At 43.5% G+C, this 26,331-nt stretch carries 23 protein-coding genes; 16 read left to right on the top strand and 7 right to left on the bottom strand.

The features are described 5' to 3' along the window. The first annotated feature begins 442 nt into the window (after window positions 1-442). The 3 genes from P5674_RS13540 (at window position 443) to nadB (ending at window position 5,076) form a co-directional block, all read left to right on the top strand. On the top strand, window positions 443-2,380 hold the full coding sequence (locus P5674_RS13540) for a peptidoglycan D,D-transpeptidase FtsI family protein (RefSeq protein ID WP_035737973.1): 1,938 nt from the start codon (window positions 443-445) through the stop codon (window positions 2,378-2,380). A 56-nt stretch (window positions 2,381-2,436) separates the two neighbouring features. After that, window positions 2,437-3,234: an MBL fold metallo-hydrolase gene (locus P5674_RS13535; RefSeq protein WP_006617947.1), complete on the top strand. Its 798-nt coding sequence runs from the start codon at window positions 2,437-2,439 to the stop codon at window positions 3,232-3,234. Between the two features lie 66 nt (window positions 3,235-3,300). Next, window positions 3,301-5,076, top strand: a complete 1,776-nt coding sequence (nadB, locus tag P5674_RS13530; RefSeq protein WP_014274202.1) for an L-aspartate oxidase — start codon at window positions 3,301-3,303, stop codon at window positions 5,074-5,076. A 68-nt stretch (window positions 5,077-5,144) separates the two neighbouring features. Here the strand turns inward: nadB and P5674_RS13525 are convergent, their stop codons facing one another. Further along, window positions 5,145-5,414, bottom strand: coding sequence for a zinc ribbon domain-containing protein (locus P5674_RS13525; RefSeq protein WP_006617949.1), 270 nt, complete (start codon window positions 5,412-5,414; stop codon window positions 5,145-5,147). A gap of 217 nt (window positions 5,415-5,631) precedes the next feature. Here P5674_RS13525 and P5674_RS13520 point away from each other — a divergent pair, with 217 nt between their 5' ends. Beyond that, on the top strand, window positions 5,632-6,249 hold the full coding sequence (locus P5674_RS13520; protein WP_006617950.1) for a hypothetical protein: 618 nt from the start codon (window positions 5,632-5,634) through the stop codon (window positions 6,247-6,249). A gap of 25 nt (window positions 6,250-6,274) precedes the next feature. Here P5674_RS13520 and P5674_RS13515 read toward each other — a convergent pair whose 3' ends face one another. Then, window positions 6,275-6,748 (bottom strand): hypothetical protein, encoded by a 474-nt coding sequence (locus P5674_RS13515; RefSeq protein ID WP_231852071.1) that lies wholly within the window; start codon window positions 6,746-6,748, stop codon window positions 6,275-6,277. A gap of 131 nt (window positions 6,749-6,879) precedes the next feature. Between P5674_RS13515 and P5674_RS13510 the strand changes: the two genes are divergently transcribed. Beyond that, window positions 6,880-7,473 (top strand): EndoU domain-containing protein, encoded by a 594-nt coding sequence (locus P5674_RS13510; RefSeq protein ID WP_006617952.1) that lies wholly within the window; start codon window positions 6,880-6,882, stop codon window positions 7,471-7,473. Continuing rightward, window positions 7,470-7,784: a hypothetical protein gene (locus P5674_RS13505; RefSeq protein ID WP_006617953.1), complete on the top strand. Its 315-nt coding sequence runs from the start codon at window positions 7,470-7,472 to the stop codon at window positions 7,782-7,784. Before P5674_RS13510 ends, P5674_RS13505 begins: the two co-directional genes overlap by 4 nt. Here P5674_RS13505 and P5674_RS13500 read toward each other — a convergent pair. From P5674_RS13500 to P5674_RS13490, 3 genes are all read right to left on the bottom strand, one after another. Beyond that, window positions 7,781-8,914 (bottom strand): glutathionylspermidine synthase family protein, encoded by a 1,134-nt coding sequence (locus P5674_RS13500; protein WP_006617954.1) that lies wholly within the window; start codon window positions 8,912-8,914, stop codon window positions 7,781-7,783. The two genes, P5674_RS13505 and P5674_RS13500, sit on opposite strands and share 4 nt — an antisense overlap. 99 nt (window positions 8,915-9,013) lie before the next feature. After that, window positions 9,014-10,450, bottom strand: a complete 1,437-nt coding sequence (locus P5674_RS13495) for a hypothetical protein (protein WP_006617955.1) — start codon at window positions 10,448-10,450, stop codon at window positions 9,014-9,016. 3 nt (window positions 10,451-10,453) lie between these two features. Continuing rightward, on the bottom strand, window positions 10,454-10,828 hold the full coding sequence (locus tag P5674_RS13490; RefSeq protein WP_006617956.1) for a hypothetical protein: 375 nt from the start codon (window positions 10,826-10,828) through the stop codon (window positions 10,454-10,456). A gap of 392 nt (window positions 10,829-11,220) precedes the next feature. Here P5674_RS13490 and P5674_RS13485 point away from each other — a divergent pair, with 392 nt between their 5' ends. Further along, window positions 11,221-11,466: a hypothetical protein gene (locus P5674_RS13485; protein ID WP_006617957.1), complete on the top strand. Its 246-nt coding sequence runs from the start codon at window positions 11,221-11,223 to the stop codon at window positions 11,464-11,466. A gap of 28 nt (window positions 11,467-11,494) precedes the next feature. On the opposite strand, the gene P5674_RS13480 is transcribed toward P5674_RS13485, so the two are convergent. Both P5674_RS13480 and P5674_RS13475 read right to left on the bottom strand, forming a co-directional pair. Next, window positions 11,495-16,585 carry a CHAT domain-containing tetratricopeptide repeat protein gene (locus P5674_RS13480; RefSeq protein ID WP_315670040.1) on the bottom strand — a complete coding sequence of 1,697 codons (5,091 nt, stop codon included), beginning with the start codon at window positions 16,583-16,585 and terminating at the stop codon, window positions 11,495-11,497. Between the two features lie 145 nt (window positions 16,586-16,730). After that, window positions 16,731-17,333, bottom strand: coding sequence for a CHAP domain-containing protein (locus P5674_RS13475; RefSeq protein WP_006617723.1), 603 nt, complete (start codon window positions 17,331-17,333; stop codon window positions 16,731-16,733). Between the two features lie 352 nt (window positions 17,334-17,685). Between P5674_RS13475 and P5674_RS13470 the strand changes: the two genes are divergently transcribed. The 9 genes from P5674_RS13470 to P5674_RS13430 all read left to right on the top strand — a co-directional run bounded on the left by P5674_RS13470 (window position 17,686) and on the right by P5674_RS13430 (window position 26,207). After that, window positions 17,686-17,982, top strand: a complete 297-nt coding sequence (locus P5674_RS13470) for a pentapeptide repeat-containing protein (RefSeq protein ID WP_315670039.1) — start codon at window positions 17,686-17,688, stop codon at window positions 17,980-17,982. A gap of 145 nt (window positions 17,983-18,127) precedes the next feature. Continuing rightward, entirely contained in the window at window positions 18,128-19,327 is a 1,200-nt protein-coding gene (gene corA / locus P5674_RS13465; protein ID WP_014274206.1) for a magnesium/cobalt transporter CorA, read from the top strand. Between the two features lie 67 nt (window positions 19,328-19,394). Further along, entirely contained in the window at window positions 19,395-21,179 is a 1,785-nt protein-coding gene (locus P5674_RS13460) for a serine/threonine-protein kinase (protein WP_006617726.1), read from the top strand. Window positions 21,180-21,218: 39 nt separating this feature from the next. Beyond that, window positions 21,219-21,755 carry a CDP-diacylglycerol--glycerol-3-phosphate 3-phosphatidyltransferase gene (gene pgsA / locus P5674_RS13455; RefSeq protein ID WP_006617727.1) on the top strand — a complete coding sequence of 179 codons (537 nt, stop codon included), beginning with the start codon at window positions 21,219-21,221 and terminating at the stop codon, window positions 21,753-21,755. A gap of 303 nt (window positions 21,756-22,058) precedes the next feature. Beyond that, window positions 22,059-22,892: a HAMP domain-containing protein gene (locus P5674_RS13450; RefSeq protein WP_014274207.1), complete on the top strand. Its 834-nt coding sequence runs from the start codon at window positions 22,059-22,061 to the stop codon at window positions 22,890-22,892. Then, window positions 22,892-23,620, top strand: a complete 729-nt coding sequence (locus P5674_RS13445; RefSeq protein WP_231852073.1) for a sensor histidine kinase — start codon at window positions 22,892-22,894, stop codon at window positions 23,618-23,620. The genes P5674_RS13450 and P5674_RS13445 overlap by 1 nt, the downstream gene beginning before the upstream one ends. Next, a complete protein-coding gene (locus P5674_RS13440; RefSeq protein ID WP_014274209.1) occupies window positions 23,572-24,021 on the top strand; it encodes an ATP-binding protein in 450 nt (149 codons plus the stop codon). The genes P5674_RS13445 and P5674_RS13440 overlap by 49 nt, the downstream gene beginning before the upstream one ends. 176 nt (window positions 24,022-24,197) lie before the next feature. After that, window positions 24,198-25,790 (top strand): glycoside hydrolase family 57 protein, encoded by a 1,593-nt coding sequence (locus tag P5674_RS13435; RefSeq protein WP_006617728.1) that lies wholly within the window; start codon window positions 24,198-24,200, stop codon window positions 25,788-25,790. Window positions 25,791-26,009: 219 nt separating this feature from the next. Further along, window positions 26,010-26,207 (top strand): hypothetical protein, encoded by a 198-nt coding sequence (locus P5674_RS13430; protein WP_006668917.1) that lies wholly within the window; start codon window positions 26,010-26,012, stop codon window positions 26,205-26,207. Window positions 26,208-26,331 lie beyond the last annotated feature (124 nt).

Raw genomic sequence — 26,331 nt, 5'->3', positions numbered from 1 at the left:
TCACCAATAATCTGACTACCCCTATGGGTTTTGAAATTTGAGCCATACCCTCCCCCTAACCGAAACAAGCACTATTGGGGAAACGAACGATGTGATAGCAGTCAATGGTGAGGAACGAACCGATAGGCTTGCCATTGACGGGTATCACGAGAGAGTTACCCTATCGGTGTTTGGTTAGGGGGAGATAGTAGGCATTTGACAGATTGATTAAGTTGTGCTTATTGACTGAGTAATCAACCTATTGACAGAATTATTTTCCTATGCTAGGACTAGATTGTGAGTAACATTTGAGTAACTAGGCATAGTTATTGGGTTGAGTAATAACCCGCTATCGCTGTTAGGATAAGGGTTTATAGTTAACACGCTCTGATGGTTGTTAACCATGGGAGGGGCGCAATGGGGGGAAGATCAGTTGGATTAATGTTAGCAGGTAAAATAGCCAATGGCTTCTTCTGATTATTCTTCTGGTTCGAGTCGATCGCATAAATCAGGTTTTTCTTCGGGTCGTCTCAGTGAAGCCAAAGGGGGCCGAATCAAGAAGCGATTCTCGTTCCGAGGCGCTGGGCGATCGCCAGGTTCTGCTAGTGTTTACCATCCCCCGAGAAATAAACCACCATTAGGTTCTAGGAGATCTTCGAAGGGGGAGGGCGGGCCAATTAAGTCAGTAAAATGCACTCCCTTTCGGCTATACCTGGTGTGGTTAATCCTACTGGCGGGAATTTTGGGGCTGGTAGTGCAACTGTTTCGTCTGCAAATCATCGACGGTCCTTTTCTGAAAGAAAAAGCTGAATATCAGCAACAACAGCGTTCTCTACCGTTTATTCCCCGTCGTCCGATTAGCGATCGCAATGGTACAATTCTGGCTTTTGATCAGCAGGTATATACCCTATATGCTCACCCAGTTTTGTTTAAAAGCCCACCAGAGGAAATCGCCCAGCAACTAGCGGGAGTAGTGGTTAATCCGGATCTAAGCAGCCCCACGGCTCAGGAATTGCTGAATTTATTTAATTTAGCCCAGAGTGGTCTAAAGGTAGCTGATAGTTTATCAGAACAAATGAGGCGGAGGATTCTCCGATTACAGATTGATGGCTTAGAATTAATTCCTGAGCGGCGGCGACTTTATCCCCAACAAAATTTAGCTGCTGATGTTGTGGGTTATGTAGACAAAGAAGGCCGAGGTCAAGCGGGAGTTGAGTATAGTCAGGAAAACCTGCTTAAACGCAGTATGCCTTCCCTGCTGTTTCAAAGGGCGGTAAATGGCGCATGGGTTCCCTCTCAACTGGCTGGGGGTTTCATCCAAATGGATGACCTAGAATTGCGGCTAACCATTGATTCTCGTATGCAGCGCATTGTCCGCAGCGCCCTAGCTGAACAGGTAGAGGCTTTTAAGGCGAAGCGGGGAACTGTGATTGTGATGGATGCCGAAGATGGTTCTATACTTTCGTTAGTGAATGAGCCTTCTTATGATCCCAATCAATACTATAACTTTGACAAGGAACTATTTAAAAATTGGGCTTTGACGGATTTATACGAACCCGGTTCTACCTTTAAGCCGATAGCAGTGGCTTTAGCTTTGGAGGCTAAGGCGATCGCACCAGATAGTTACATTAATGATGAGGGTAGCATTCAGATCGGCCCTTGGACTATCTCTAATGCCGATTATAGTTCCGCAGGTGCTAGGGGGAATGTGTCGATTACGGATATCGTCAAATATTCCAGTAATATCGGCATGGTGCGGATTGTGCAACGCCTGGACCCAAAAGTTTATCATCAGGGTCTACAGCGCCTAGGTATGGGGAAAGCCGTTAATGTTGACTTACCCTTTGCGGCTACTGGTCTGCTGAAAAGTGCAGAGGATTTTGTAAATGTACCCATTGAGATTGCTACCAGTTCCTTTGGCCAGGGATTATCAATTACTCCTCTGCAATTAGCTCAAATCAATGCTACCTTAGCCAATGGTGGTAAGTTAGTGACACCCCATGTAGTACAAGGGTTGTTTAATAGTCAGGGACAGTCCTACTTACAAACTTCCATCCCCCAACCGGAACAGGTTTTTTCCTCCGAAACCGCCCAAACCGTTTTAGAAATGATGGAAACTGTAGTGACTGATGGCACTGGTAAAAATGCCCACATTCCCGGATATCGCATTGCTGGAAAAACCGGAACTGCTCAAAAAGCTAGTTCTACCGGTGGTTATTATCAGGGGGCTTATATTACCAGCTTTGTTGGTATTATGCCGGTAGATAATCCTCGCTATGTAGTGGTAGCGGTAGTAGATGAACCAGAAGGGGGAAGTGGTGGATTAGTGGCGGCTCCCATTGTTAGGTCAGTAATGGAGGGTTTGATTAAAGTTGAACAGATCCCCCCATCTAAGTTTTAGTCAGATCTCCCTCGGCTATATGATTAAATTTGAACATCCATCGACCTGATCATCTCATGAAGCTAATATTTTTAGGTTCGGGTTCAGCCTTTACCGTAGGGGCTGATAACTTTCAATCTAATATGATGCTGGTAGCGGAAAATAATCGGAAACTGTTGATTGACTGTGGGAGTGATCTGCGGCATTCTCTGTATCAGTTGGGATGGTCTTATCGAGATGTTACTGATATTTATATTAGCCATATCCATGCTGACCATACGGGAGGCTTGGAATATATGGGGTTTACGACTAAATTTGATCCTAACTGCTCACGCCCTAAACTTTACCTGAGCCAAGAACTTGCTGACCTGGTCTGGAATAATTGTCTGGCGGGAAGTATGACTTCTATTGAAGATGATTTCGCTACCTTAGAAACCTATTTTGATATTGAACCGATTTCTCCGGGGTCTGGTTTTACTTGGGAAGGGGTTGATTTTACTTTGGTTCCTACTATTCATATTCAAGACAAATATCAGGATGTTCCGAGTTATGGTCTGAGTTTCTCGGTGGCGGGAGTTGAGGTATTTTTGACTACGGATACTAAGTATTGTCCCCAGCAATTGCAGGGTTTTTATGAGAGTGCAAATCTCATTTTTCATGATTGCAATACGGCTCCAGTTACGGGAGGAGTTCATGCTCACTATCAGGAACTTATGACCCTACCGGACAAGATTAAAAATAAAATTTGGCTGTATCACTACCCACCGGGTCCCCTCCCTAATGCTGAACAGGATGGCTTTAAAGGGTTTATTAAACGGGGGCAAACTTTTGTTTTTGACAATGGTAAATTCTTGGTAAAAATGCCAACTCAATAATTGGGGTAATAGGTAATGGGGACTGCTACCCATTCCCCTGTCTCTGGTCTAAGGTTGATTGTGGTCATGGCCCTAGGCTTTTTTCGGCAATTGCTGAAATTCCAGAAAAGAATCGATATACTCGTTGGAAGCGTCGAATTTAACAGCATGAAACATAACCCCAACCCCACTTCGGAGTTCTCGGAGTCGGCGGAGGAAATTCCTAATCAATTTGATATCATTGTGGTGGGAAGTGGTGCGGCTGGACTCTATGCCAGTCTTTGCCTTCCGCCTCATTTCCGCGTCGGTTTAGTTACTAAAGATAGTCTGGGAAGTGGCTCTAGTCCCTGGGCTCAGGGGGGCATTGCGGCGGCTATTTATCCCCCAGATACGCCACAATTACACCTAGAGGATACCTTACAGGCGGGGGCGGGATTATGCGATCGCCAAGCTGTACAGTTTTTGGTAGACCATGCGGCGGAGGCGATCGAGTTTTTGGTGAATTTGGGTGTGGACTTTGACCGCGCTGGAGAAAAATTAGCCACTACCCTAGAAGCCGCCCACTCTTGTCCTAGGGTTCTCCACTCCCGCGACACTACGGGAAGGGCGATCGTTGATGTCCTCATGGCTACGGTATTAAAACGCCCTAATATTCAGGTGGTTTCTGGGGCGATCGCTTTAAGTATATGGCCAAATCCTCAAACTGGGCGCTGTCAGGGTGTTAGTGTCCTGTATCAAAGTCAAATTCGCTGGCTACAAGCTAAGGCTGTGGTATTAGCCACTGGTGGCGGCGGTCAAGTTTTCGCCAAAACTACTAACCCTGAAGTTAGCACCGGAGATGGCATTGCGATCGCATGGCGAGGGGGGGCTGCTGTCCGAGATTTAGAATTTTTCCAATTTCACCCCACAGCCTTAATGAAACCCGGCGCACCCCATTTTTTAATTAGTGAAGCTGTGCGAGGAGAAGGGGCTCATTTAATCGATCGCCAAGGGCGGCGTTTTGCCTTTGACTATCACCCAGCCGGGGAATTAGCCCCTAGAGATGTCGTCAGTAGGGCGATTTTTATGCACCTACAAAAAACCTCAGATCACCCCGCTGAGGATAATGTATATTTGGATATGCGACCCATACCACCAGATAAAATTCGCCATCGTTTTCCGAATATTATTAACGTCTGTAAAAATTGGGGCATTGATGTCTTTAATGAACCTATGCCTGTAGCCCCTGCTGCCCATTATTGGATGGGAGGTATTACCTGTGATTTAATGAATCGTACCTCTATGCCAGGGTTATATGCCATTGGAGAAACTGCCAGCACGGGAGTTCACGGCGCTAACCGTTTGGCTAGTAATTCCCTATTGGAATGTTTGGTTTTTGCTTCTCAATTATCCAAAATTGAAATAGATTTGACTGACCATGAATATATCGATTATACACCTTCGATGATATTGGTGCAAGGTAAATCTGATTATGCTCAAGAATTAGAGAAAATTGAGGAAATTCGCCACAGTTTGGCGGCTTTGATGTGGGAAAGTGCCGGAATTTGTCGGACCCAAACCGTCCTAGAAGCAGCTATCCCGATTATTTTTAATTGGCGCAAGCAGTTGCAAAAATTAGAAATCAGTAAATATTTACTGACCATGAACCCTTGGCAAAATATGCAGTTATCATCTCCTGAAGCTGGCAAAACTTTAAAAGCCTTGGCGGAAACTTTCAACCTGTTAGATATCGGATATTTGATTCTGCAAAGTGCCGCCTATCGCCAGGAAAGCCGAGGGGGACATTACCGCCTAGATTACCCAGAAACTAGCCCAGATTGGCAAATTCATACTGTGAATAAGGTTAATCTACCGAGAAAATGATTAACCAGGATTAGCCCTCCCATTAGTAGGAGAGGGTTAATCCATAGTGATACTAATTTAGGAGTCGATTAATCTTGGGCGGTCACATTCTCATAAACACCCTTATCTCGCTTGACTAGCTTGGTAAACCCCGCATTTCTGTAATCAGCATTAGAAGTGGGAATAGACAGCATGGGTGAACCCAACAGGCGACGGACGGGTGCATCTTCTGGGGTATCCCCCACTTCACAACCCGCTAACTGACAAACCTCGCCCCAGGTTTTCACCTCCCGATTGATACTGTGCATAACCTCAATCTTGCGGTTATTGCTAGGACACAAATAATCGTAGATTGGCATAGCAGTTTTCTCAAACAGATAATATCAAAAAGCCCTCTGTTCATTTGTACCATAAAAACTTAAAATTTACATAAAATTTGAACGACACGGCCCTATTGATGATAAGCTATCTCGTAGCGATGAAGCCCCACCGGGGTCAGGGATGATTTCTAACGGACTCTGGTGGGTCTCAACCCTGGTCTGGTTGTCTGAGATCTAGTTTTAAGGAGAAGTTTACATGAGTGATTTTAAGCCTACCCCGGAGACCGATTTAACCACTACTCAATTATTAGACCGATATCACATTAATGATACTAGCCTCCTGAGAACCTGGGCAACACTGCACGGATTAAATGGCAGTCGTAGCACCTATTCCCCTCAAGAAATAGATTTGCTTGATCATGTTCATCATCACCTTCATAATTTGGGGATGACTATTGATGAATATCAAAATTTACTTAACCGTCGTCCTTCTCGTCCCACTTCTGAACCTCCACAACCTGTTAATAATTCCTATACTCCCCCTAATTCATCGGCGGAAACTACTGCTCACTCTGATGATGAAATCGTGGATGGTGCGGCGGCTACGGTTGACCTATTAATGGCTCAATATTCGGAGGCGATCGAATGTGTGGGAGAACGGATTGCGGAACACTTTATTGATGAATTAGATGCCTCGGTTATGCGACATTTGGCGAAAAAAGTCCAAGAACGTCAGGCGATGAAGTCTAGTCAACCTAATCGTTTTTTGCGGACTATTAAATCGGTTTTAAAGCCTAGCCAGAATCCGATGTTAACTGATGGTAAATCCGAACAATCTCCCTGGGAGATGGAAAGTAATCATCGTTTAGGATAAGTTCTGATTAATCAGGCTGATATCCCTAAAAGCGTCGATGGGGAATTGGCATAGTAGACCATCGATTGGTCTGCTTTTCTAAACGCGCTAATCTCCAGATTTTGCCTTGGGCTTGTCTTTGTAGGTAAATCTGAAATCGGTTGTGCTGTTCCCGCCACCAGCGATCGCTAAATTTTACACTTAGGTTATAGGTTCCCTCAACCTTAAATCCTGGCAGGTTATTAATCATTATTGGTTCCATATTCGAGATGTTTACCCGTGTGATTTTAAATGATTGGGGGGAACTAGCAAAATCAGATTGTAACTTGAGTTGTCGATGGATTTCTTGGATCTGTATGGTTAAGCCTTGTTGCACTAAGGTGGGTGTTGGTGTTATCCCCAGCGGAGAACATCCCCATAATATCAATGCTAATAAAGAGATAATTACAGTGGGGAGAAACTGCAACGGAAAAGGGGTCAATTTTTTAACCAACAGGCGATCGCTCATTTTAGCCAACAATTTCTGAATACCGTTTACAGGCTGGGAATTACAGCCCCATTATATTTACCTTGACAATTGCCTGAAATCATATTATCATATAATAGTCATAATAATCATCAACCAAATCTCTCAAATTAACAGGAGAATTTATGACGACCAAAAACCCTAGGCGCAAAGTCGCAAAGTTCATCAATATCTTAGGGTTATTTATATCAACAGTAGCTGTGTTTGTGTTTGCGGGTTGTGGACCCGGACAAGCCGTTAACTGTTCAAATTCCAGTAATTGGGTGACAGCCTATAATAACCGACAAGTTAATCATACACACATTTTTTGTGGAGAGTTGAATCAACGGGGAAGACTGGTAGGATTTCATTCGCGTCCGGAGGGAAGAAATCCCGCAACTGTTGGCGGATTTAACATTACCCAAGCCCCCAATAGTCAGGGTATTTATGCAGGAGAATGGACTTATCAAGGGTCATCTCAACAAAGGAAATTTTCGACTATGTTTCCCGATCGCTGTAGTGCTACACAGGTGATTAACTCCATTGGTCACGCCGCCGCCAATACCATATCATGTCCTTCTAGCGCTCCTAATTGGGCTTTGTGTGGCTATAATAGCCCTGGTGATGGGGGAGATAATCGGTTTTGTAACGCTAATGATGGCAGTCGATACATCGTTGTTGGCGCTACTAATAATGATGGTAAAATTAACACAGGATTTCCTTTAAGGTTGTCAAGATGAGTATTCAAACTAATTGGGATTGGTCAGAGTGGGGAAAAAAAAGTAACGCCCACCGCCGGGTGGTGGAGTTTTTAACTTTGGATGTGCAGGATAACTGCGAATATATTAAGCATATATGCGCTCAAATTGCCGCGTTAGAAAATGGCGAAATGGCTGATTGTATCTGTTCTGGTAATGCTTATTATGTGAGTTTATCCCCCCAAAATGTGACGATTGAGAATCTGATTATAGATGATGAACCCATCGAAACTATCTCCCTTAATGAGTTTAAGGAAGCTATTTTATGCTGGCAAGACAAACTTGAAGATTAGATAAAATAGTGGGGGATAAACTGGCTAGTATTCTGGGTTATGGGGGTACGATCTTCTCGAATACCAATCCCGGCTGCTTCGTCACCGATAACCCAGGAACCCACCACGGGATAACAGCCTTGAAATTCTGGGAGGGGAAAGTAGGCTTGATAAATGACGGGTACATCTTGATATATACCCTGGGTTTGATAGGTGCGATCGCCATAGTAAATGCTAATATTAGCACCTTCTCGGGAGAAAATAGGTTTACTGATGTAGGGATGTCGCAGGGGGCTAGAATCGAAATAAGCAGGTAATAAATTAGGGTGATCTGGGAATAACTCCCAGAGAATGGGTAAAATAGCCTTATTGCTAAGAATCATTTTCCAGGGTGGTTCTAGCAATTGCATCGCTTCACGGAGAAGAAACTCGCTAAATTCATCATCAACTATCCACTCCCAAGGGTAGAGTTTAAACATTAACTCAATTGGCTGATATTCCAAATCACAAAAACACATCCGATCAGAATCCCAACCCACTTCATCTATATACAAATGTTTGGTTTCAAAACCGGCTTGCATCGCCAAATCTCTTAAATATTCAACAGTCCCCAAATCTTCCTCAGTATCCCGTTCGCAGGTAAAATGTAGATACCTTCTGCGGGGTGGTAAAGTTTGGTAAATTGCCTGTAATTGGGCTAGTAGTTTTTCATGGATTGAGTTAAACTGATCAGCATCAGGAAAAACCTCTTCTAACCACATCCATTGTACCACACTGGCTTCTAACAAAGCCGTGGGAGTATCGGCATTATATTCGAGTAATTTAGGGGGGTTAACGCCATCATAAGCCAAGTCAAACCGACCGTATAAACTGAGGTCTTCCCGCGTCCAAGACCGACAACATAGCTCAAAAAAATCCGGGTCAATAGACAGTTGCTGATAACGCTGTTCGGACACAATACAATCAACGGCTTCTAAGCAGAGTTCGTGTAGTTCCTGGGTAGCCGCTTCTATTTCATCAATTTGTTCGCTGGTAAATTGGTAACAAACGCTTTCGTTCCAATACAATCCATCGATTTCGTAGAAATGAAATCCCACCTCGTCGCACTTATCTTTCCAGTGAGGACGAGGTGTGATTGAAATACGCTGCATTTTTGAACTTACCATAGTCTGATTACCATAGTATGCTATCAAAGGGCATTTGTCAATGGGAAAATGTTAAAAAAACATTAAATCCCTCAACCTTGATAATTACCGCTTTTTCAAGTAACTATTATACCACTCAATTAACCCACCATTGACATAACCGACGACACCGCCGACCACCACAAAGACTAACAGACTCCAAAATAAGGCAGAAATTCCGGGATTTAACATATATTGATGTTGGTCATTTTTTACTAGGAATCCCCGTTCAATATCACCGGAAACCGCCGAGGCGACAATACCTCCCGCACCCAGTCCCGCCCCTAAAATTTGAATGGTGTGTTCTAAAGAGCGATCGCATTCTGTTTGTTCAATTTCCACCAGTCCGCGAATAGTATTAATCAGTTCTGAAAACAATTCTTGTCCGGGGATTAAATACTCTAAATCGACTTCTATTTGTTCGATAAATATACTTCTGGCTTTGGCTTGAAACTCCTGCAAAAAAGGTAAGTTATCTTCAGGTATGGCAATATTTTCCAGGTTTTTAACACAGGTTTGATAGTTTCTTAGGTTGGTTTCAATGGTGTTTAAGTGAATTTTCATCTGTTGAATATAGTTAAAATACTCAAAAGATAGTCCGGGTAGTTTAGTCAATTCCTGCTTTAAAATATCGAGTTTTTGCCGGGTGGTTTCTGGTAATTCCTGAATAGTTTGGAGATGGGGGGACAATTGTTGATAGAGTTGTTTCGCCTGTTGATAACACCAACGGGACTGGCGATAAGCATAGAGGATTTTATGGCGACAACATAATAGATTAATCAAGGGTTCATAATATCCCCCTTGGCTTTCTAACTGTTGAGTTTCGGGGGAATTATTCAACCAGATTAATAGATGAATTGTAGGGGTTTGATATTCAAAAATCGGACTCCCGAATAACTGACCCTCACCGGGGGGATGTTTTAATAAAAGTTCCGCTTCTGTGGGGGGAAATAATCCCCGAATACAACTATTGATAAAATCGCTTTGATTTTCCGCCCCCATAGGTTCAGCCCAAAACAGCAGAGTTTGTCCCAAATCTGAGTTAATAAAATCGGGATTTAAGCAGTAGTCGGGATTGAGAAATGTCTGCAATTCGGAGACTTTCACAACTGCTTCTGGTCGATACAAAGTAATATCAACAGCGTAGGTATCATGAATTTGCACCGGATACACTCCTCCCTTAATTTGAGGAGAATTAACACCGGGTTTACCATAGAAATCTAAAAAGGTATTGGGGTCAGGTTTCAACAGTGGGATATGGTCGCTGTTCGAGTTATTATCCGTTGAAGCAAAGCCAATTTTTCCGTCAGGTTTCTGGAGTTGTTTAATCAAGTTTTTTAACTGAGGAGAACCCAACTTAATTCCCAACTCCCGGCATTTTTCCCACAGATGGTCTGATGTGTTAATGGGGTCATTTCCTGACTGCAAAGTGTTTCGCAATTGGAAAGCGATTAAGGTTAGTTTGGGGTTTTTAACAGTCTCTAACTGAGTCTCAGCGACCATCTATTAATTATCAGTTGATGATTTCTTGGGGGGAGTTTGGTTAGTTGGCTGACTTTGCAGAATGTTATTTTTTAATAACTCTTTAGTGCTTCGAGGTTGGCTAGTAGTTGAAGATAGGTTAGTAGTTCCGAATAAACGTTGATCGTTGGGTTCTGACTCCGGTTCAGAATTATAGTTTTTCAAGATGTGTAAATAAGCCGCGCGTATATCATCATACTTTTTTGACCAACCTGATATCGCGTCAGCTAGAGTTTCAATATCATCTGGTAGCGGTTCAATTAAATCAAGTAGTTCTTGATGTTGGGAGTCGTTAAATAATTGAGGCTGTTTCTGTAGGAGTTGGACAAAGCATTGTAAGTTTTTCTGATAGCTAGACATAGGACTGATAGTTAAACACTTTATCTAATCAATGATATCACATTTAGGGTATTCATCAACCCAGTTTCTGAAGTAGACAATTGGTAATCAAAGATGATATAGCAGTTCTAAACCAGTCGTGGAAGACCCTCACCCCCAACCCCTCTCCCAGAAAGGGAGAGGGGAGAAGACAGATGTTACAAATCATTTAGGATTGCTATAGAATAGGGGAAGTGGTGTCGCCCAAATTAAAATTATAGCGGTTCTCAGACTCATGAGGTAAAGCCCTCACCCCAAACCCCTCTCCCAGAAGGGAGAGGGGCTTTGAAAAGTACCTCACCAATCCACCGAAGCGCTATAGCTTTATTAACCCCTAAAATTTCCCATTTCTATAGTGCTTTGAGGCAAGTAATATGACCGACTTAAAAGAAATTACCATTAAAGTTCCGATTGATATAGCAGAACATTATCGCAATGCTGACGAACTCGAAAAGCTACAGATAGAGACGAAGATTGCTTTTGTGCTAAAAAATCAAATGCTTTCCCAAGCATCAGCTATTATCAAGCTACGTCAAACCATGACAGAAATCGGAAAAAAAGCAGTTGATAATGGATTGACTCCAGAAATTTTAGCAAGTATTTTAAGTGAGGATAATTGAGAAACTCAGTTTATCAAAGAAACCGGGTTTATGTGACTTTACCCACGGCGCAAAATGCCGCCCAATAGTAGGGAGAACTAAAAGGCTGATTGTCGGTCATCAATTCTATTTCCGTTTCTTGAACATTGTCTAAAAAGGATTGTCCCCAATTTAATAACTCAGTTTTCGTGGCATTTCTTAACCAATTTTGGGCATAATTTAAAGCAATCGCCACATTTTTCACCTCCCAAAAAATCTCATAAAACCGAATCATTAATAACGCCGTGGAAATATCACTAACCGCCCAAAGGGAACTCACCACATTAGTCGAACCCGCCACCAAAAACCCACTGGGTAAACCGATATATTCATCACTGTTAGAGAGAATATCAATCAACCCCGTCTCGCAGGCGGAAAGCGTCACCAACCGACAGCAACGCAAGTCCAAAGTAAACACATCCCCCAAGGTTAAACATTGACTTAAATCAACAGTGTTGTTATTATTAAGGGGGAGATGACGACTGCGATCTATAGGGTCGGGGGGTGGTTGTAGGTAGCAGTTGGCGAGTAATAAAGCAGACAGTAGGGGATTGGCAAAGTTAAAATAACCGTGGCAGGAAAAATGGTGACAATGAGCCGTTTTAAGGGTGGTTTTTTGTTGAGAATTTAACTCGGTTTTGGTTGCCTGTTTTTTGACCAAAGTAGTCTGGGGATTAAAAGAGGTGGAAATCCTCCGAACTTCTAAGTTGGTAAACTCTAAATCTTCCGTGGGGTTTTGGATGGCAAAAAGTTCCGAAAAATTCTGGCGATCGCGATTATTTGCCGTTTGCAGAAGTTGACAACTGGGGGCATAACTAACCCCGCCGGAAAATCGATCCATTAAATAGGTGATATCTCCCCCCGATACGGAGATAGGGATGGCGTGAAGGGGGAATAAATGCAGGAAGCGGTTGGGGATGAGAACCAGGCGATCGCATTTTTTAGCCGTCTTCTCGATAGTCGCCATGAGTTCGTTGATATGCAGAATTTCCCCCAGTTTTTGCAGGCGGGAAATCAGGCTATTTTTCCAATCTTGACTGGTGCGGTTTCGATAAGCGTTTAAGTAGCCATTAGCCCAATTGACTAATTGGTTATAATCCTCTTTACTGGACTGCCAGAGTGTCACCGTTTCCCCGTTGGTTCCCGTGGGTTTTGTGGGGGGTGTGACGATGAATGCCAAAAAGCGATCGCTCAAAATATACCATTCTAAAATCGCGGTATTTTCCCCTGTTAAGGCTTGAATTTCTGCAAAAGGCATAGGCTGAACCTTTTGGGTGCGGCGGAAGTCGGGGTCAATGGGGGTAATTTTATTATTAATTAAATCATCCAGTTGTTGCTGAAGTTGGTTTAGGCGGCTGCGGTCTGGCGGTGAAGTTGGCGCGGTGGTGATATTGGCGCTGCGTTCTCCCATTGTTCCGCCGCCAAAGTTGTCGCGGTTGCGTTCTTCAATTTCCAGGCGACGTTGTTCCGTTTCGATGTTTCGACGCAGGCGGGTGAGTTCATCGAGGACGGTTTGGGGAATATCGCCTTTCGGGTAAAGGTCACGGGTTGCTAATAGTTCAACCAGGTTACGGGTTTTACTGCGATCGACATATTCTATGGCGGCGGTATAGTTTTTCTGTTCGATGCAAACTTCCACCATTCGTTGATAAAGTCCTTGCCATTCTTCGGCTAATTTCTGTTTATCTGCATCTCCCCCTTTAACAATTTCTGCTCGGATATCTTCGAGGGTTTCAATGGCATTATCAAAGGTATCATAAGCGAGTTGCCATTGTTTTAATTCTTTATAAGCGAGTCCTAGATTAAATGATGTCATTAAATAAATGTAAGGGAAAGCTCGACGGGTTGTCACTCCTAAAGCCTCTTTATAGCAAGCGATCGCCTTTTCAATATTCTCGGCGCGTTCTTCTCGGATGCGGTCAGAGTAGGCAAGCCCCAAGTTACGTTGCGTTATTCCCCATAGTTCGGAATAGACGGTGCGGGTATATACTTGTAAAGCTGCTTTATAGCAATCAATGGCAATTTCCAGGTTCTCAGCGCGCTCTCCCCGGATTCGGTATAAGTAGGCATTTGCTAAGTTATTTTGCGTTATTCCCCATAGTTCGGGATAGGCGGTGCGGGTATATACTTGTAAAGCCTCTTTATGGCAAGCGATCGCCTTTTCCAAGTTCTCGGCGCGTTCTTCTCGGATGCGGTCAGAGTAGGCAACCCCCAAGTTATTTTTTGTGTCTGCCCAACCTTCAGGATATGCGGTGCGGGTTCTCACTTCTAAAGCCGATTCATAGCAAGCGATAGCAATTTCCAGGTTCTCGGCGCGCTTTCCCCGGATCCGGTTACGGTAGGCAGTTGCCAAGTTACTTTGCGTCGTTGCCCAGTTTTCGGGATAGGCGGTGCGGGTTCTCACTTCTAAAGCCGATTCATAACAAGCGATAGCAATTTCCAGATTTTCAGCGCGCTCTCCCCTGATACGTTTATTGTAGGCAATTGCCAGGAGATTTTGCGTCATTGCCCAATCTTCGGGATAAATGGTGCGGGTATATACTTCTAAAGCTGCTTCATAGCAACTAATCGCCTTTTCAAGATTCTCGGCACGCTCTCCCCGGATACGGTCATCGTAGGCTATTGCCAAGTTATTTTGTGTCATTGCCCAGTTTTCGGGATAGGCGGTGCGGGTTCTCACTTCTAAAGCCGATTCATAACAAGCGATAGCAATTTCCAGATTTTCAGCGCGCTCTCCCCTGATACGTTTATTGTAGGCAATTGCCAAGTTATTTTGCGTCATTGCCCAATCTTCGGGATAAGTGGTGCGGGTTCTCACTTGTAAAGCCGCTTTATAGTAATCGATAGCCATTTCGAGATTCTCGGCCCGTTCCCCCCGGATTCGGTATAAGTAGGCATTTGCCAAGTTATTTTGCGTCATTGCCCAATCTTCGGGATAAATGGTGCGGGTATATACTTGTAAAGCCGCTTTATAGTAATCGATAGCCATTTCGAGATTCTCGGCCCGTTCCCCCCGGATTCGGTATAAGTAGGCATTTGCCAAGTTATTTTGCGTCATTGCCCAATCTTCGGGATAAATGGTGCGGGTATATACTTGTAAAGCCGCTTTATAGTAATCGATAGCCATTTCGAGATTCTCGGCCCGTTCCCCCCGAATGCGGTTACAGTAGGCAATTGCCAAGTCATTTTGCGTCATTGCCCATTGTTCAGGAGAGGCGGTGCGGGTATATACTTCTAAAGCCGCTTCATAGCAAGCGATCGCAATTTCCAGGTTATCGGCGCGCTGACCTGACGGGAATTTTGCTATTAAACTGCCAAATAACAAAATAGCTAGGGCCATAAATATAGCCGTTTCTGTAGGAACTTCTTTAAACCTAGCAGTTGCCCAGGTTCTCAAAATATCTGCTAAATTTTCATTGAGTTGATCGAGATTTTGTTCAAGTAGGGGATAAACAACTTTCGCATCGCCATTACTATCTGCCGTGGCTTGCAAAACATTCAAAAGAAAATCAAGCTGGGGGTCCCTCTCAGACCGAGAAGCCGATGCACGACGGCCTAACAACTCCTCTAAACTGTTGATTTTTTGGTGACTATAATCAACCCATTCTTGATTGCCTAATTCACTATACAGCCTTAACCCTTCGCGATAATTAGCTAACCCCTCCTCTAACCTTCCTAAAAATTCACACATCAACCCCAACATATAATAAGCGTTAGCTTCATATAAGGGTTGCCTTTCCGTCAAACCCTGTGCCACCTCCAAAGCCGATTGATAATAATCAAAAGCCCGGCTATAATTTTTCTGTTGATAATACAAACCCCCTATCTTATAGACTAGGGAATACTTCCCCGATTTATCCTCCCCTTCTCCCAGTAGGATTAACCGTTTTTCTGCTACCGCTATTAACTTTTCAGAATCCCCGATTTTTTCAGATAACTTTTCGATATAATCCAGAGATTTAACGAACCATTGCTGCTGGGAGTCATCTTGTTCATAATAGCCGATCGCTTTCTCAAAATAGGAAATCCCATCCTCTGATTTATTCAGGCTATCCGAAACCAACCCCAACATATAATAAGCATTCGCTTCAGATAAGGGTTGTTTTTCCGTAAAACCCTGTGCCACTTCCAAAGCCGATTGATAATAATCAAAAGCCCCGTTGTAATCCTTGAGTTGATGATAATATACTCCCCCGATTTGATATAAAAGCCCATACTCACCCGACTTATCCTGACTCTCTCGGACGATCGCCAAGCGCTTTTCTAAAACTGCGATCGCCTTCTCAAAATCTTCCGTTTGCTGATATAAATTAGCCAAATAGTCTAAAATAACGCCAACCCACCCTTTCCCCTCTTCCCGTCCCTCATAAACCGCGATCGCACTTTCATAATAAGCGATCGCATCTGCCAATTTTTTCAGTGTCCAGCTTTCCCAAGCCAACCAATATAAAGCCGTCCCTTCCATTTCCCAATCCGACAAATTCCGGGAAATCCCCAACATTTGCCGATGACATTCCAACGCCAACTCATCCAAACAGTCCCCAGAAAAACCCCGCCCCAAACCATGCCAAACCCAGCCTAAATGTTGCGAATTATTAACCGACTTGACAAGTTTTACCAATCTTTGATAGTATGGAATTGATGCCTGGTAATTCTTCTGATCTAACCAACAATTCCCCACCCCATTCAGATAATCCCACGCTTCCTGAATATGGGGATTATTTTCAAACTGACCAAATAACTGATACGCCAAAGAATAGGCAGAAACCGCCTCATCTTGTTGTTCAAGGGAAACATAACATCGACCCAAACATAATTGGGAAGCCGCCTGTAACCATTGATTCTGTTGAGTTTGGGAGCGTTGGTAACAGGCATTATAAGAGGCGATCGCATCTTCAAACAGCCCCAAATTCTGCCAACAATTCCCCACCTTATACCAAATGCTAACCCGATTTGGATCGAGTTCTAAAGCCTTGACAAAACAGGACAAAGCCCATTCAAACCTAGCCGCATTCTGCAACTCAACACCCCGTTTCACCCAGTGTTGAATCAACAAATCATCAGATGTTTTATTCCCCCCACCCTGAGAATCAGCATTCATCACCCCAAACCCTGATACAATTGTCTTCTAAGTATAGCATCATTATAGCTCATTGCTAACCCCAGAAACCCGGTGTCTCAAACAAACCCAGTTTCTTAAATTTGAGACACCATAACATCCCCAATTAGCCAGAATTAATAACCGTTTAAGAAGAAGAATCACGCCGAGTCAAAGCATCTAAAAGGTTGCGGTGATATTCTGGGACTGTCTCAGTTGGGGTTTGTTGACGGGTTTCAGGAGTCGGAGAAGTTGGAGTAGTGTTTTGAGTGGTAGATGCTGGTGTAGGCTGTTGTTTATAAGCCGGACGACCATAACCCATAATCACCCCAGGACGACGTTGGCGACGCATCACTGCTCCGCCATTGGACTCATTACCAACCGCTGTGTTACCCTCAATGCTGGTGACACTACCATCAGAATGAATAGTTTCTACAATTCCCACATGATCAGAAATGCCGTCCCCCCGCCAACAGTAAAATACCACATCCCCAACCTGTGGCTGAGAAAACCATCGGCCTTGTCTCTGAAACCAGTGTACTCCATCTTGACAATAGGCAAATCCTTTGGCGGTGCGAATTGGTAGAGTCAGACCCGCGCGATCGAAGCAGTAGGACACGAAAATCGCACACCAAGGCACATGATTCATACCATACCACTGACCATATTTATTTTGGTTACTGTTGGGGGGTGATTCCGTGTAGCCTACCTCCGCCACCGCCACTCGCAGAACATCATTTACTGTCGTCATGGTAAGATTTTCCTTTACACTTTATTTTTAGTTATAGCTCAAGTATCAAATCATTAGTTTAGTTTTGGGTATCCAATTAGCACAGTTTCCGCACTGTCCTGATACCCAGCACCCCTGGTACTACTTAAAATCTCCGATGCCATGATCATTTTACAACAGTATTGATCTAGATCACCGTCTTTAGTATACCTCAGTCACTCTCAACATTGACTAAGTTTACTAATCTCTAGGCTAAATATCACAGCAACTGTTGGTGATCTGCCGCATAATGGAAGCCATAGCAGGGAATCGGGAATCAAGAGTTAAAATCCCTCTACCCTGGGGGGGAGTGGTCTGTTTAATAACTGTCCTGGTGGCTGCTATATCAAAGCACAAAATCTGGGGAGACAGTATCATGGAGACTAATTTTTCCAAAAAGTCATTTTATCTTAATCTCAAAGGTGCGGATCTAACTAATGCTAACTTAGCGGGGATTAGTTGGGGTAAGGTAGATTTTGACCACGCGATTTTTGAGGGTGCTAATATCGAAGATGCTGATTTTAGTCAGGCACTAAATCTGCGGGTTTCACAAATTAAACAAGCCATCAATTGGCAATCTGCTAGTTATCATCAATCTCTCCAACAACAATTAGCGATCGCCAATTCTTGAAAGCCACAAATGGGGACGCAACTACTGGCGGTGGTATTGCGTCCTGAGTGCATCTGAGATAACTTAACCATAATTTAAACAATTGGTCATCCATCAACTATGATCTGATATCTAAACTTCGATACAATAATGATCATAGTATTTTTTGGCGATCGTATATTTTATGACCTCAAATATCAAACCCCCATCTAGTCCCGACCCGGAATTAGAAATCACCGAAGACGAGGAAGAAGAATCAGAGTTAGATTATTTTTTTGACCAACCCGGAACCCTCCCCGGAACCCTGGATCTGAAAACTGATGCAGTTTCCCCTCAAATGGTGGTAATTGAGTACAGCCAGACCACTGCTATGCGTACTATCATTAACAGTCCGTCAGAATATACTCGTTATCATAATTCTGAATGTATATCCTGGTTAGATATACAAGGGTTAGGAAACTTAGAGACTTGGCGACAAATGGCAGAAATTTTTAACCTCCATCCCATTGCTTTAGAAGATGTGGTTAATGTTCCTCAGCGCCCCAAAGTTGTCTATTATGATAATCCCGATCATGTGGTAATTATCGCTTGGATGGTCATGTTAAGTCCCCGGTCTCAAAAGCTACACAAAGAACAGGTTAGTATTATTTTAGGTGAACATTATGTGATCACAGTTCAAGAAAAGCCTAAGTATGACTGTTTAGAACCTGTCAGAAATCGGATTCGTCAAAATCAAGGCAATATTACCAAATATGGCACGGACTATCTGGCTTATGCTATTTTAGATGCGATTATTGATGAATTTTTCCCAGTCTTAGAAGTCTATAGCGATATGCTAGAAGATTTAGAGGATGAGGTTTTGTTTCAGCCACAATCAAAAACCATGCAGAATATCTATAAAACGAAACGGGATCTGATTGTTTTACGTCGCGCGATCTGGTATCAGCGAGAATCCTTAAATATCCTGATTCGCGACAAAAATAGATTAGTCAGTAAAAAAGTGCGAGTTTATCTGAGAGACTGTTATGATAATACGGTGAATATTCGTGATATGTTGGAGACTTACCGGGAGTTAGCCTCAGATCTGATTAGTATTTACCTGTCGTCTATGGGAAACCGCATGAATGAAATCATGAAAGTTTTAACGGTCATCTCGACCATTTTTATTCCCCTAACCTTTATTGTCGGTGTCTATGGAATGAACTTTGACCCGGCAACTTCCCCTTGGAATATGCCAGAATTAAAATGGTATTATGGTTATCCCATCTCCCTAGCATTAATGGCAATTATGGCAGGTAGTCTAATTTACTTTTTTTGGAAACGAGGTTGGTTTAATGATTTCTCCCAATTTGACCGAGACAATTAGCTAAAATCTGCCTAATTAGGAAAAATTCCACTATTTGACTGTTGTTCATCTTCACGGGTAACTAACTATGACAACTGAACAGATAATTGCTGGACGATATCGCATCATCAAACTCTTAGGAGAAGGGGGATTTAGTACCACATATTTAGCCATAGATCAGCAAAATGCCGCCACTTCTCCCTGTGTGGTTAAACAATTCTCCCCCCAATTGAAAGGGCGAGAAAGTATCAATAAAGCCTCGGAACTATTCGAGCTAGAAGCGACCCGTTTACAAAGTCTAGGTAAACATCCACAAATTGCCCAGATTTTTAACTACTTTAAGATTGACAACATCCAGTATATGGTGTTAGAATACATCGAGGGGGATAATCTCTCGGAAATTCTAGCCAAGAGGGGAGTATTTAATGAATCTCAAATCCGTTACCTACTGAACAACTTATTACCTGTACTAGAATTTGTACATTCGGAGAATATTATCCACCGAGACATCAAGCCAGAGAATATTATCCGTTCTGCTAACGGACAATTAGTGCTGGTAGACTTTGGTGCAGCTAAAGAGGCGATCGGTAGTGCTTTACTACGCACGGGAACTATAATTGGCACACCGGAATATATTGCTCCCGAACAGCTACGAGGAAAAGCCACCTTTGCTAGTGATTTATATAGTCTAGGTGTGACCTGTCTAAATCTACTCACGCAAATGTCACCGTTTGACTTATTTGATACTGGAGAATTTTGCTGGGTGTGGCATGATTATTTAGTGAATAATCCCATCAGTGATGAACTGACACAAATTCTGAATCGGCTAATTGAAGATGCGACTAATCACCGCTATCAATCAGCGGCAGAAGTTCGGCAAGATTTGAATGCTCGCAGTAACCAACTGAGCGTGATTACTCAACCTGTTAGCTTCCCGACTCCTAAAATCCCGACGGCTAAAAATAGTGTAAGTTGGAAACGTCCCCAAACTTTGAGCGACTATTGGAGTTCTGTATCTGGTGTCGCCTTTAGTCCAGATGGCAATATTTTGGCGGGAGGTAGTTTCGATCGCACTATTCGACTATGGCGACCAGACACAGGGGAATGGATGATGTCTTTACTAGGTTCTTCTCAACCGATTTTGGCGATCGCCTTTAGTCGAGATGGAAAACTCTTAGCCGGAGGTAGTGGTGACGGTCACATTCATATATGGAACCTAGAAACCAGCGAAGAAGTGATCGCCATTGCGGCTCATGAAACTGATCGAGTTTCCATGTCTATCACCTTCGGTCCCCAAGGCGATATTATTGCTAGTGGTAGTGACGATGGAACCGTGAAAATCTGGAAACTCTCCACCTGTCAACTATTCCACAACTTACAGCATTTACGGGGGATTAATGGCATTGCCATTTCACCAAATGGGAAACTGTTAGCAGCAGCCAGTAGCGATAATTCTATCCACCTGTGGGAGGTAAATAGTGGGGAACACCAAGGGCAACTTTTGGGACATGAACGGGACATTAATGCGATCGCCTTTAGTCGAGATGGTCAAATCCTCGCTTCAGCCAGTAGTGACAATACGATCAAACTATGGGATCTGGAAACTCAGCAACTCCGACAAACCTTAACCGGACACGAAGACTGGGTGAGAAGCGTTGCATTTATCCAATCTCCCGACCAAGACCAAAAATTCCTGCTAGTTAGTGGTAGCGCCGATCGCACCATCAAAATCTGGGATCTAGACCAAGGAAGCGCCATTGATACCCTAGTAGGACACACCAAAGATATTAATGCGATCGCCATCAGTCCCAATCATCGGACTATCGCCAGTGGTAGTAGTGACAACACCATCAAAATTTGGCGACGGGAATAGTTTTTAAAAAACCCATTCAAACCCAGAGATATTGTCATCATGAATTTACCGACATTAATCACCACCTCCCGTCTCTTAGGGATTCCCTTTATCTTGTGGACTCTACATCAACCCACCCCAGAAAATCGCTGGATCTGTCTAGGTATTTTTCTAATTGTCGCCGCCACCGATTGGCTAGATGGCTACCTAGCCAGAAAACTGAACCAAGTCACAGACTTAGGGAAATTCCTCGATCCTCTAGTAGACAAATTACTGGTATTAGCTCCTCTGTTAGCACTAATTGAAATCGGCGAAATTCCCGCCTGGGGGGTGTTTCTGATGTTCGGTAGAGAATTGGCGATCGCCGGGTGGCGAGTTAATCAAACTCAAATTTCTGGAGCCAACCTTTTTGGCAAAATCAAGACCGTTGTGCAAATAGTCGCCATTGCTTTATTAATTGCTCCCCTTCCCTCCGTCTGGGAAACAATTGCGATCGGCATATTTTGGCTCGCCGTAGCCATCACTTTAATTTCCGGTCTAATTTATATTTTTCTCCCCCGACCCAGCCAAGAAACCCCCCCAAATCATTCCAGCTAATTTCACCCAAACCGGAACTTTTCCGAATCAACTGGACTCACCCCCTGAGCATAACCAATTCCCAAGTTCTGTTAAAATAATTATAGCCATCTCAGGTGTGCATTCCCCTAGAGGCAGGGTGTAGGGTGTTAGGCATAGGGGGTTCAATACACCAATAATAACTTGCTCTTATAATTTGGGGCTGTGTTTTGAGTTTTGTTCGTGAGTTATCCATGATTGTTCTCACCAATTGGTGTGCCAAAATTAACGCCGTAACTACCAATTTATATAACTTGATAACTAGGTTAACAATAGGTGATTTAGATGGGAAAGTTTCAGGGTAAACGAGTTTCGCTAGTCAAAAAACTAACTATAGCCATGACCGGGTTAGTCATTGTAGTAGTAACCAGCGTCACCTGGCTTTCCCTTCAGCTTCAGCAACAAAGTTTTAAACAAGAATTAGAACAACAGGCTAATATATTACTAGAAACCCTCTCCATTGCCTCCGCTGAACCTTTGGCGGTTTCAGACGTTCAGTTTCTCACCCGACTAATGGAGCAACTGGGAACTGCTCAAATTTTAGTTTCCGGTCATATATATCAATCCGAAGGTCTGGTAATTGCAGATGTCTATAACTCGGATATTTTTGCCAATGATATTGACCTAAAACCTTGGGCTTTGGAGTTGCTAAACAGCCGAAAAACCCGGTTCAATTGGCAGTATCAAAATCAACAACTATTGGGAGGAAAAGCTGTTGCCTTCAACGGTAATATCGTGGGGGCTGTCAGTGTCGGACTTGCCACCCAACCCCTAGAAAATAAAATGGCAACCGTCCGCAATCAGGGTTTAATTATTGCGATTATTGCCACCATAGCCGGGGCTTTTCTCGCCTCAATAATTAGCCGTTCAATTACTGAACCCCTTAAACAAATGACCGCCGCCACCAAAGAATTAGCCGCCGGAGATTTAGAGTTAAAAATCGACCTACAAAGCCAAGACGAACTCCAGGTTTTAGCGGATTCTTTTAACAAAATGACTAAGCAATTGCGAGATTTGGTAGAAAGTAAGGAGCAACTAATTACTAGCTTAGAATTGCGAGCGGAAGCAGAAAAAGTGAAGCCAAAAATAGAGCTTTGCTTAATGCCATACCCGATTTAATGCTGAGATTTAATAAAGAAGGTCTTGTTTTAGACTTTAAAGCATCTAGGGGGGGTGAATTAATCAAGTCAATTTTGGACTATATACACCAGAGTATTTATGATTTATTGCCGAATAATTTGGCTAATCTTTATCTAAAAAATGTCAATCAAGCCCTAATCACTCAGGAAGTACAAGTATTTGAATATGAATGGTTTTTTGAGGAAAAACGCCATCATTTTGAATCCCGAATTGTGGTAAGTGGTGAAAATGAAGTCCTGGCAATAATCCGTGATATTACGGAAAGTAAATTAGCTCAAATTGAATTACAACGAGCTAAAGATGCTGCCGAAAGCGCCAACCATGCGAAAAGTGAATTTCTAGCCAGTATGAGTCATGAACTGCGTACACCGTTAAATGCGATTATTGGTTATAGCGAACTGTTGCGAGAAGATGCTTTTGATTTAGGCTATACAGATTTTATTCCCGACCTGGATCAAATTCGAGCATCAGGACTGCATCTGTTAACTATTATTCAAGATATTTTAGATATTTCCAAATTAGAATCAGGGATGATGACGGTTTGCTTAGAAAACTTTAATATTGCCACCTTAATCAAAGAAATCGAAGCACTGGGCAGCCATTATTCCAAAAAAATCATAACCAACTTAAAGTCAACTGTACCCCTGATGTTGAGGGAATGTATGCCGATCGCATCAAAGTCAAACAAGTATTGCTTAACCTTCTGAGTAACGCCGCCAAATTCACAGAAAATGGCTTGGTCAACTTAAATGTGATTTATATAGGTCAGCTTGACACCAAAATCTCGGCCTACCTGCGGGAAAATTTAGCCTCATCAGTCTTAGTTAATGACGAACACCAATTACAAGGTGGGGTGGCTTTTGAGGTCATCGATACGGGAATTGGCTTGACCACAGAACAGATGACCAAAATCTTTGAGCCCTTCGAGCGAGCGGATAACTCCACCACCCGCCGCTACGAAGGAACCGGGTTAGGACTATCAATCAGCAAAAGATTTTGTGAGTTAATGGGAGGAGCCATCACCGTGGCCAGTGAAATCGGCGAAGGGTCAACCTTTACGGCATATTTCCCCCTAGTTATGGGTGAAAACACATTTACGGGAATGTGACACCCCAAGAAATCAGGCGATCGCTTCCAAATCGCCAATTTCATCACAGCGCCCCCGACCAATTTCGCTACAATTAACATTGTCCTGTGATTACCATAGTGATTTAAAATCTTAACATATTGTGAATCCACCGGGACCCTAACTCCCTATAAATCCTTAATTTGCCCTAAATCATTATGTCTATTGGCTATCTCGCCCTGGTACTCCATGCTCACCTACCCTTTGTCCGGCATCCCGAAAGTGACTATGTATTAGAGGAAGAGTGGCTGTTTGAAGCCATTACCGAAACCTACATTCCTCTGATCCAAATGTTTGAAGGACTCAAACGTGATGGCATTGAATTCAAAATGACCATCAGCCTGACCCCTCCTCTGGTGTCCATGCTCCGCGATCCGCTTTTGCAAGAACGCTACGACCAACACCTAGCCAAACTCCAGGAATTGGTCGAGAAAGAAGTTGATCACAACCAACATAACGACCATCTAGTTTATCTAGCCAAACATTATATTGAAGAATTTGCCCAAGCCCGTACCCTCTGGGAAAGATATAGCGGGGATTTAGTTACAGCCTTTAAGCAATTCCAAGACAGTAACAACCTAGAGATTATCACCTGTGGAGCCACCCACGGCTATCTACCCCTGATGAAAATGTACCCCCAAGCGGTACACGCCCAAATCCAAGTCGCCTGCGAACACTACGAAGAAAACTTTGGTCGCCCCCCCAGAGGTATCTGGCTGCCAGAATGCGCCTATTATAATGGCTTGGAAAGGATTGTCGCCGACTGTGGCTTACGCTACTTTCTCACCGATGGTCACGGGGTACTATACGCCCAACCCCGTCCCCGATTTGGCACTTATGCCCCCATCTTTACGGAAACCGGAGTCGCCGTTTTTGCTCGCGACCATGAATCATCCCAGCAGGTCTGGTCTTCCCAGGTGGGATATCCCGGCTCTCCCGAATATAGAGAGTTTTATAAAGATTTAGGTTGGGAAGCTGAATATGAATATATTAAACCCTATATCATGCCCAACGGTCAACGGAAAAATACGGGCATCAAATATCACAAAATTACTGGGCGCGACTTAGGACTAGCGGATAAAGAACTCTACGACCCCTATTGGGCTAAACAGAAAGTCGCCGAACACGCCGCTAATTTTATGTTTAACCGAGAGCGCCAGGTTGAACACCTACAGGGGATTATGCAGCGCCCCCCCATTATTGTCTCTCCCTATGATGCGGAACTTTTCGGACACTGGTGGTATGAAGGTCCTTGGTTCCTAGATCTTCTGTTCCGCAAGACTTGGTTTGATCAAGATGTTTACGCGATGACCCATCTAGCTGATTATTTACAGACTTACCCCACCCAGCAAGTCTCTCGTCCGGCTCAGTCTAGTTGGGGTTATAAGGGATTTCATGAATATTGGCTTAACCATACCAACTCCTGGATATATCCACATTTACATAAAGCCACAGAGCGCATGATTTCCCTGGCTTGTCGAGAGGCTCTTAATGAGTTGGAACTGCGGGCTCTCAATCAGGCGGCGCGGGAATTGCTCCTGGCTCAATCCTCTGACTGGGCTTTTATTATCAGTTCCGGGACTATGGTTCCCTATGCTGTGCGCCGGACTAAATCCCATCTGATGCGCTTTAACAAGATTTATGAGGATATCAAGGTGGGTAAAATTGATGCGGGATGGCTCCAAAAGGTGGAAACTCTCGATAATATCTTCCCCAACATTAACTATCGGGTCTATCGACCTGTGATGTAGGCTCTCCCCTACCCCCGACCCAACTCTCCTATCATCCGTTCAACCCTAGCCACTAACCGGGCTGGGGCTTTTTTGTCACAATGCGATCGCCTTTTTGGTCGGAAACTAATGTTAAATTTTGTAAACTTATGGCATTTTGTAAAATAGACTACAGAATTTTATAGTATAGTAGTAAGCGTGGGGTAAAAAACCCACTCAAATCACTAGGAGACAAAAAACATGGGTACTCAGGACCAAGCACGAGCGTTAATGATGGGTCATCACCAAAATATCAAGAACCGTCAGCAATCTATGCTCAACCGTTCGGCTCAAGAAGTAGGTATCGACGATGTGGGCGATTACTATAGCACCATCCAAGGGAAACCTAACTCCAATTCAAGTATGAGTTACGATCGCAGTTCCTCATCAATGAGTTAAAGCACTTCAACCCTTTTTAAATCAGTTAATTCCATATACTAGGAGACAAAAATCATGGGTACTCAAGACCAAGCACGAGCGTTAATGATGGGTCATCACCAAAATATCAAGAACCGTCAGCAAT

The sequence above is a fragment of the Limnospira sp. PMC 289.06 genome (genome assembly GCF_032350395.1).
GTDB lineage: Bacteria > Cyanobacteriota > Cyanobacteriia > Cyanobacteriales > Microcoleaceae > Limnospira > Limnospira platensis.
Note: the sequence above shows the minus strand (reverse complement) of the source record. Positions and strands in the feature narration are given on the sequence as shown.

Bases quoted from the DNA above. Each gene is read 5' to 3' on its own strand.
- P5674_RS13485 (WP_006617957.1), top strand. From the start codon at position 11,221: ATGACCGACTTAAAAGAAATTACCATTAAAGTTCCGATTGATATAGCA.
- P5674_RS13495 (WP_006617955.1), bottom strand. From the start codon at position 10,450: ATGGTCGCTGAGACTCAGTTAGAGACTGTTAAAAACCCCAAACTAACC.
- P5674_RS13475 (WP_006617723.1), bottom strand. From the start codon at position 17,333: ATGACGACAGTAAATGATGTTCTGCGAGTGGCGGTGGCGGAGGTAGGC.
- P5674_RS13540 (WP_035737973.1), top strand. From the start codon at position 443: ATGGCTTCTTCTGATTATTCTTCTGGTTCGAGTCGATCGCATAAATCA.
- P5674_RS13430 (WP_006668917.1), top strand. From the start codon at position 26,010: ATGGGTACTCAGGACCAAGCACGAGCGTTAATGATGGGTCATCACCAA.
- P5674_RS13510 (WP_006617952.1), top strand. From the start codon at position 6,880: ATGACGACCAAAAACCCTAGGCGCAAAGTCGCAAAGTTCATCAATATC.
- pgsA (WP_006617727.1), top strand. From the start codon at position 21,219: ATGAATTTACCGACATTAATCACCACCTCCCGTCTCTTAGGGATTCCC.
- nadB (WP_014274202.1), top strand. From the start codon at position 3,301: ATGGCCCTAGGCTTTTTTCGGCAATTGCTGAAATTCCAGAAAAGAATC.
- P5674_RS13450 (WP_014274207.1), top strand. From the start codon at position 22,059: ATGGGAAAGTTTCAGGGTAAACGAGTTTCGCTAGTCAAAAAACTAACT.
- P5674_RS13535 (WP_006617947.1), top strand. From the start codon at position 2,437: ATGAAGCTAATATTTTTAGGTTCGGGTTCAGCCTTTACCGTAGGGGCT.
- P5674_RS13525 (WP_006617949.1), bottom strand. From the start codon at position 5,414: ATGCCAATCTACGATTATTTGTGTCCTAGCAATAACCGCAAGATTGAG.
- P5674_RS13500 (WP_006617954.1), bottom strand. From the start codon at position 8,914: ATGCAGCGTATTTCAATCACACCTCGTCCTCACTGGAAAGATAAGTGC.
- P5674_RS13440 (WP_014274209.1), top strand. From the start codon at position 23,572: ATGTATGCCGATCGCATCAAAGTCAAACAAGTATTGCTTAACCTTCTG.
- P5674_RS13460 (WP_006617726.1), top strand. From the start codon at position 19,395: ATGACAACTGAACAGATAATTGCTGGACGATATCGCATCATCAAACTC.
- P5674_RS13520 (WP_006617950.1), top strand. From the start codon at position 5,632: ATGAGTGATTTTAAGCCTACCCCGGAGACCGATTTAACCACTACTCAA.
- P5674_RS13435 (WP_006617728.1), top strand. From the start codon at position 24,198: ATGTCTATTGGCTATCTCGCCCTGGTACTCCATGCTCACCTACCCTTT.
- P5674_RS13505 (WP_006617953.1), top strand. From the start codon at position 7,470: ATGAGTATTCAAACTAATTGGGATTGGTCAGAGTGGGGAAAAAAAAGT.
- P5674_RS13490 (WP_006617956.1), bottom strand. From the start codon at position 10,828: ATGTCTAGCTATCAGAAAAACTTACAATGCTTTGTCCAACTCCTACAG.
- P5674_RS13445 (WP_231852073.1), top strand. From the start codon at position 22,892: ATGCTGAGATTTAATAAAGAAGGTCTTGTTTTAGACTTTAAAGCATCT.
- P5674_RS13480 (WP_315670040.1), bottom strand. From the start codon at position 16,585: ATGAATGCTGATTCTCAGGGTGGGGGGAATAAAACATCTGATGATTTG.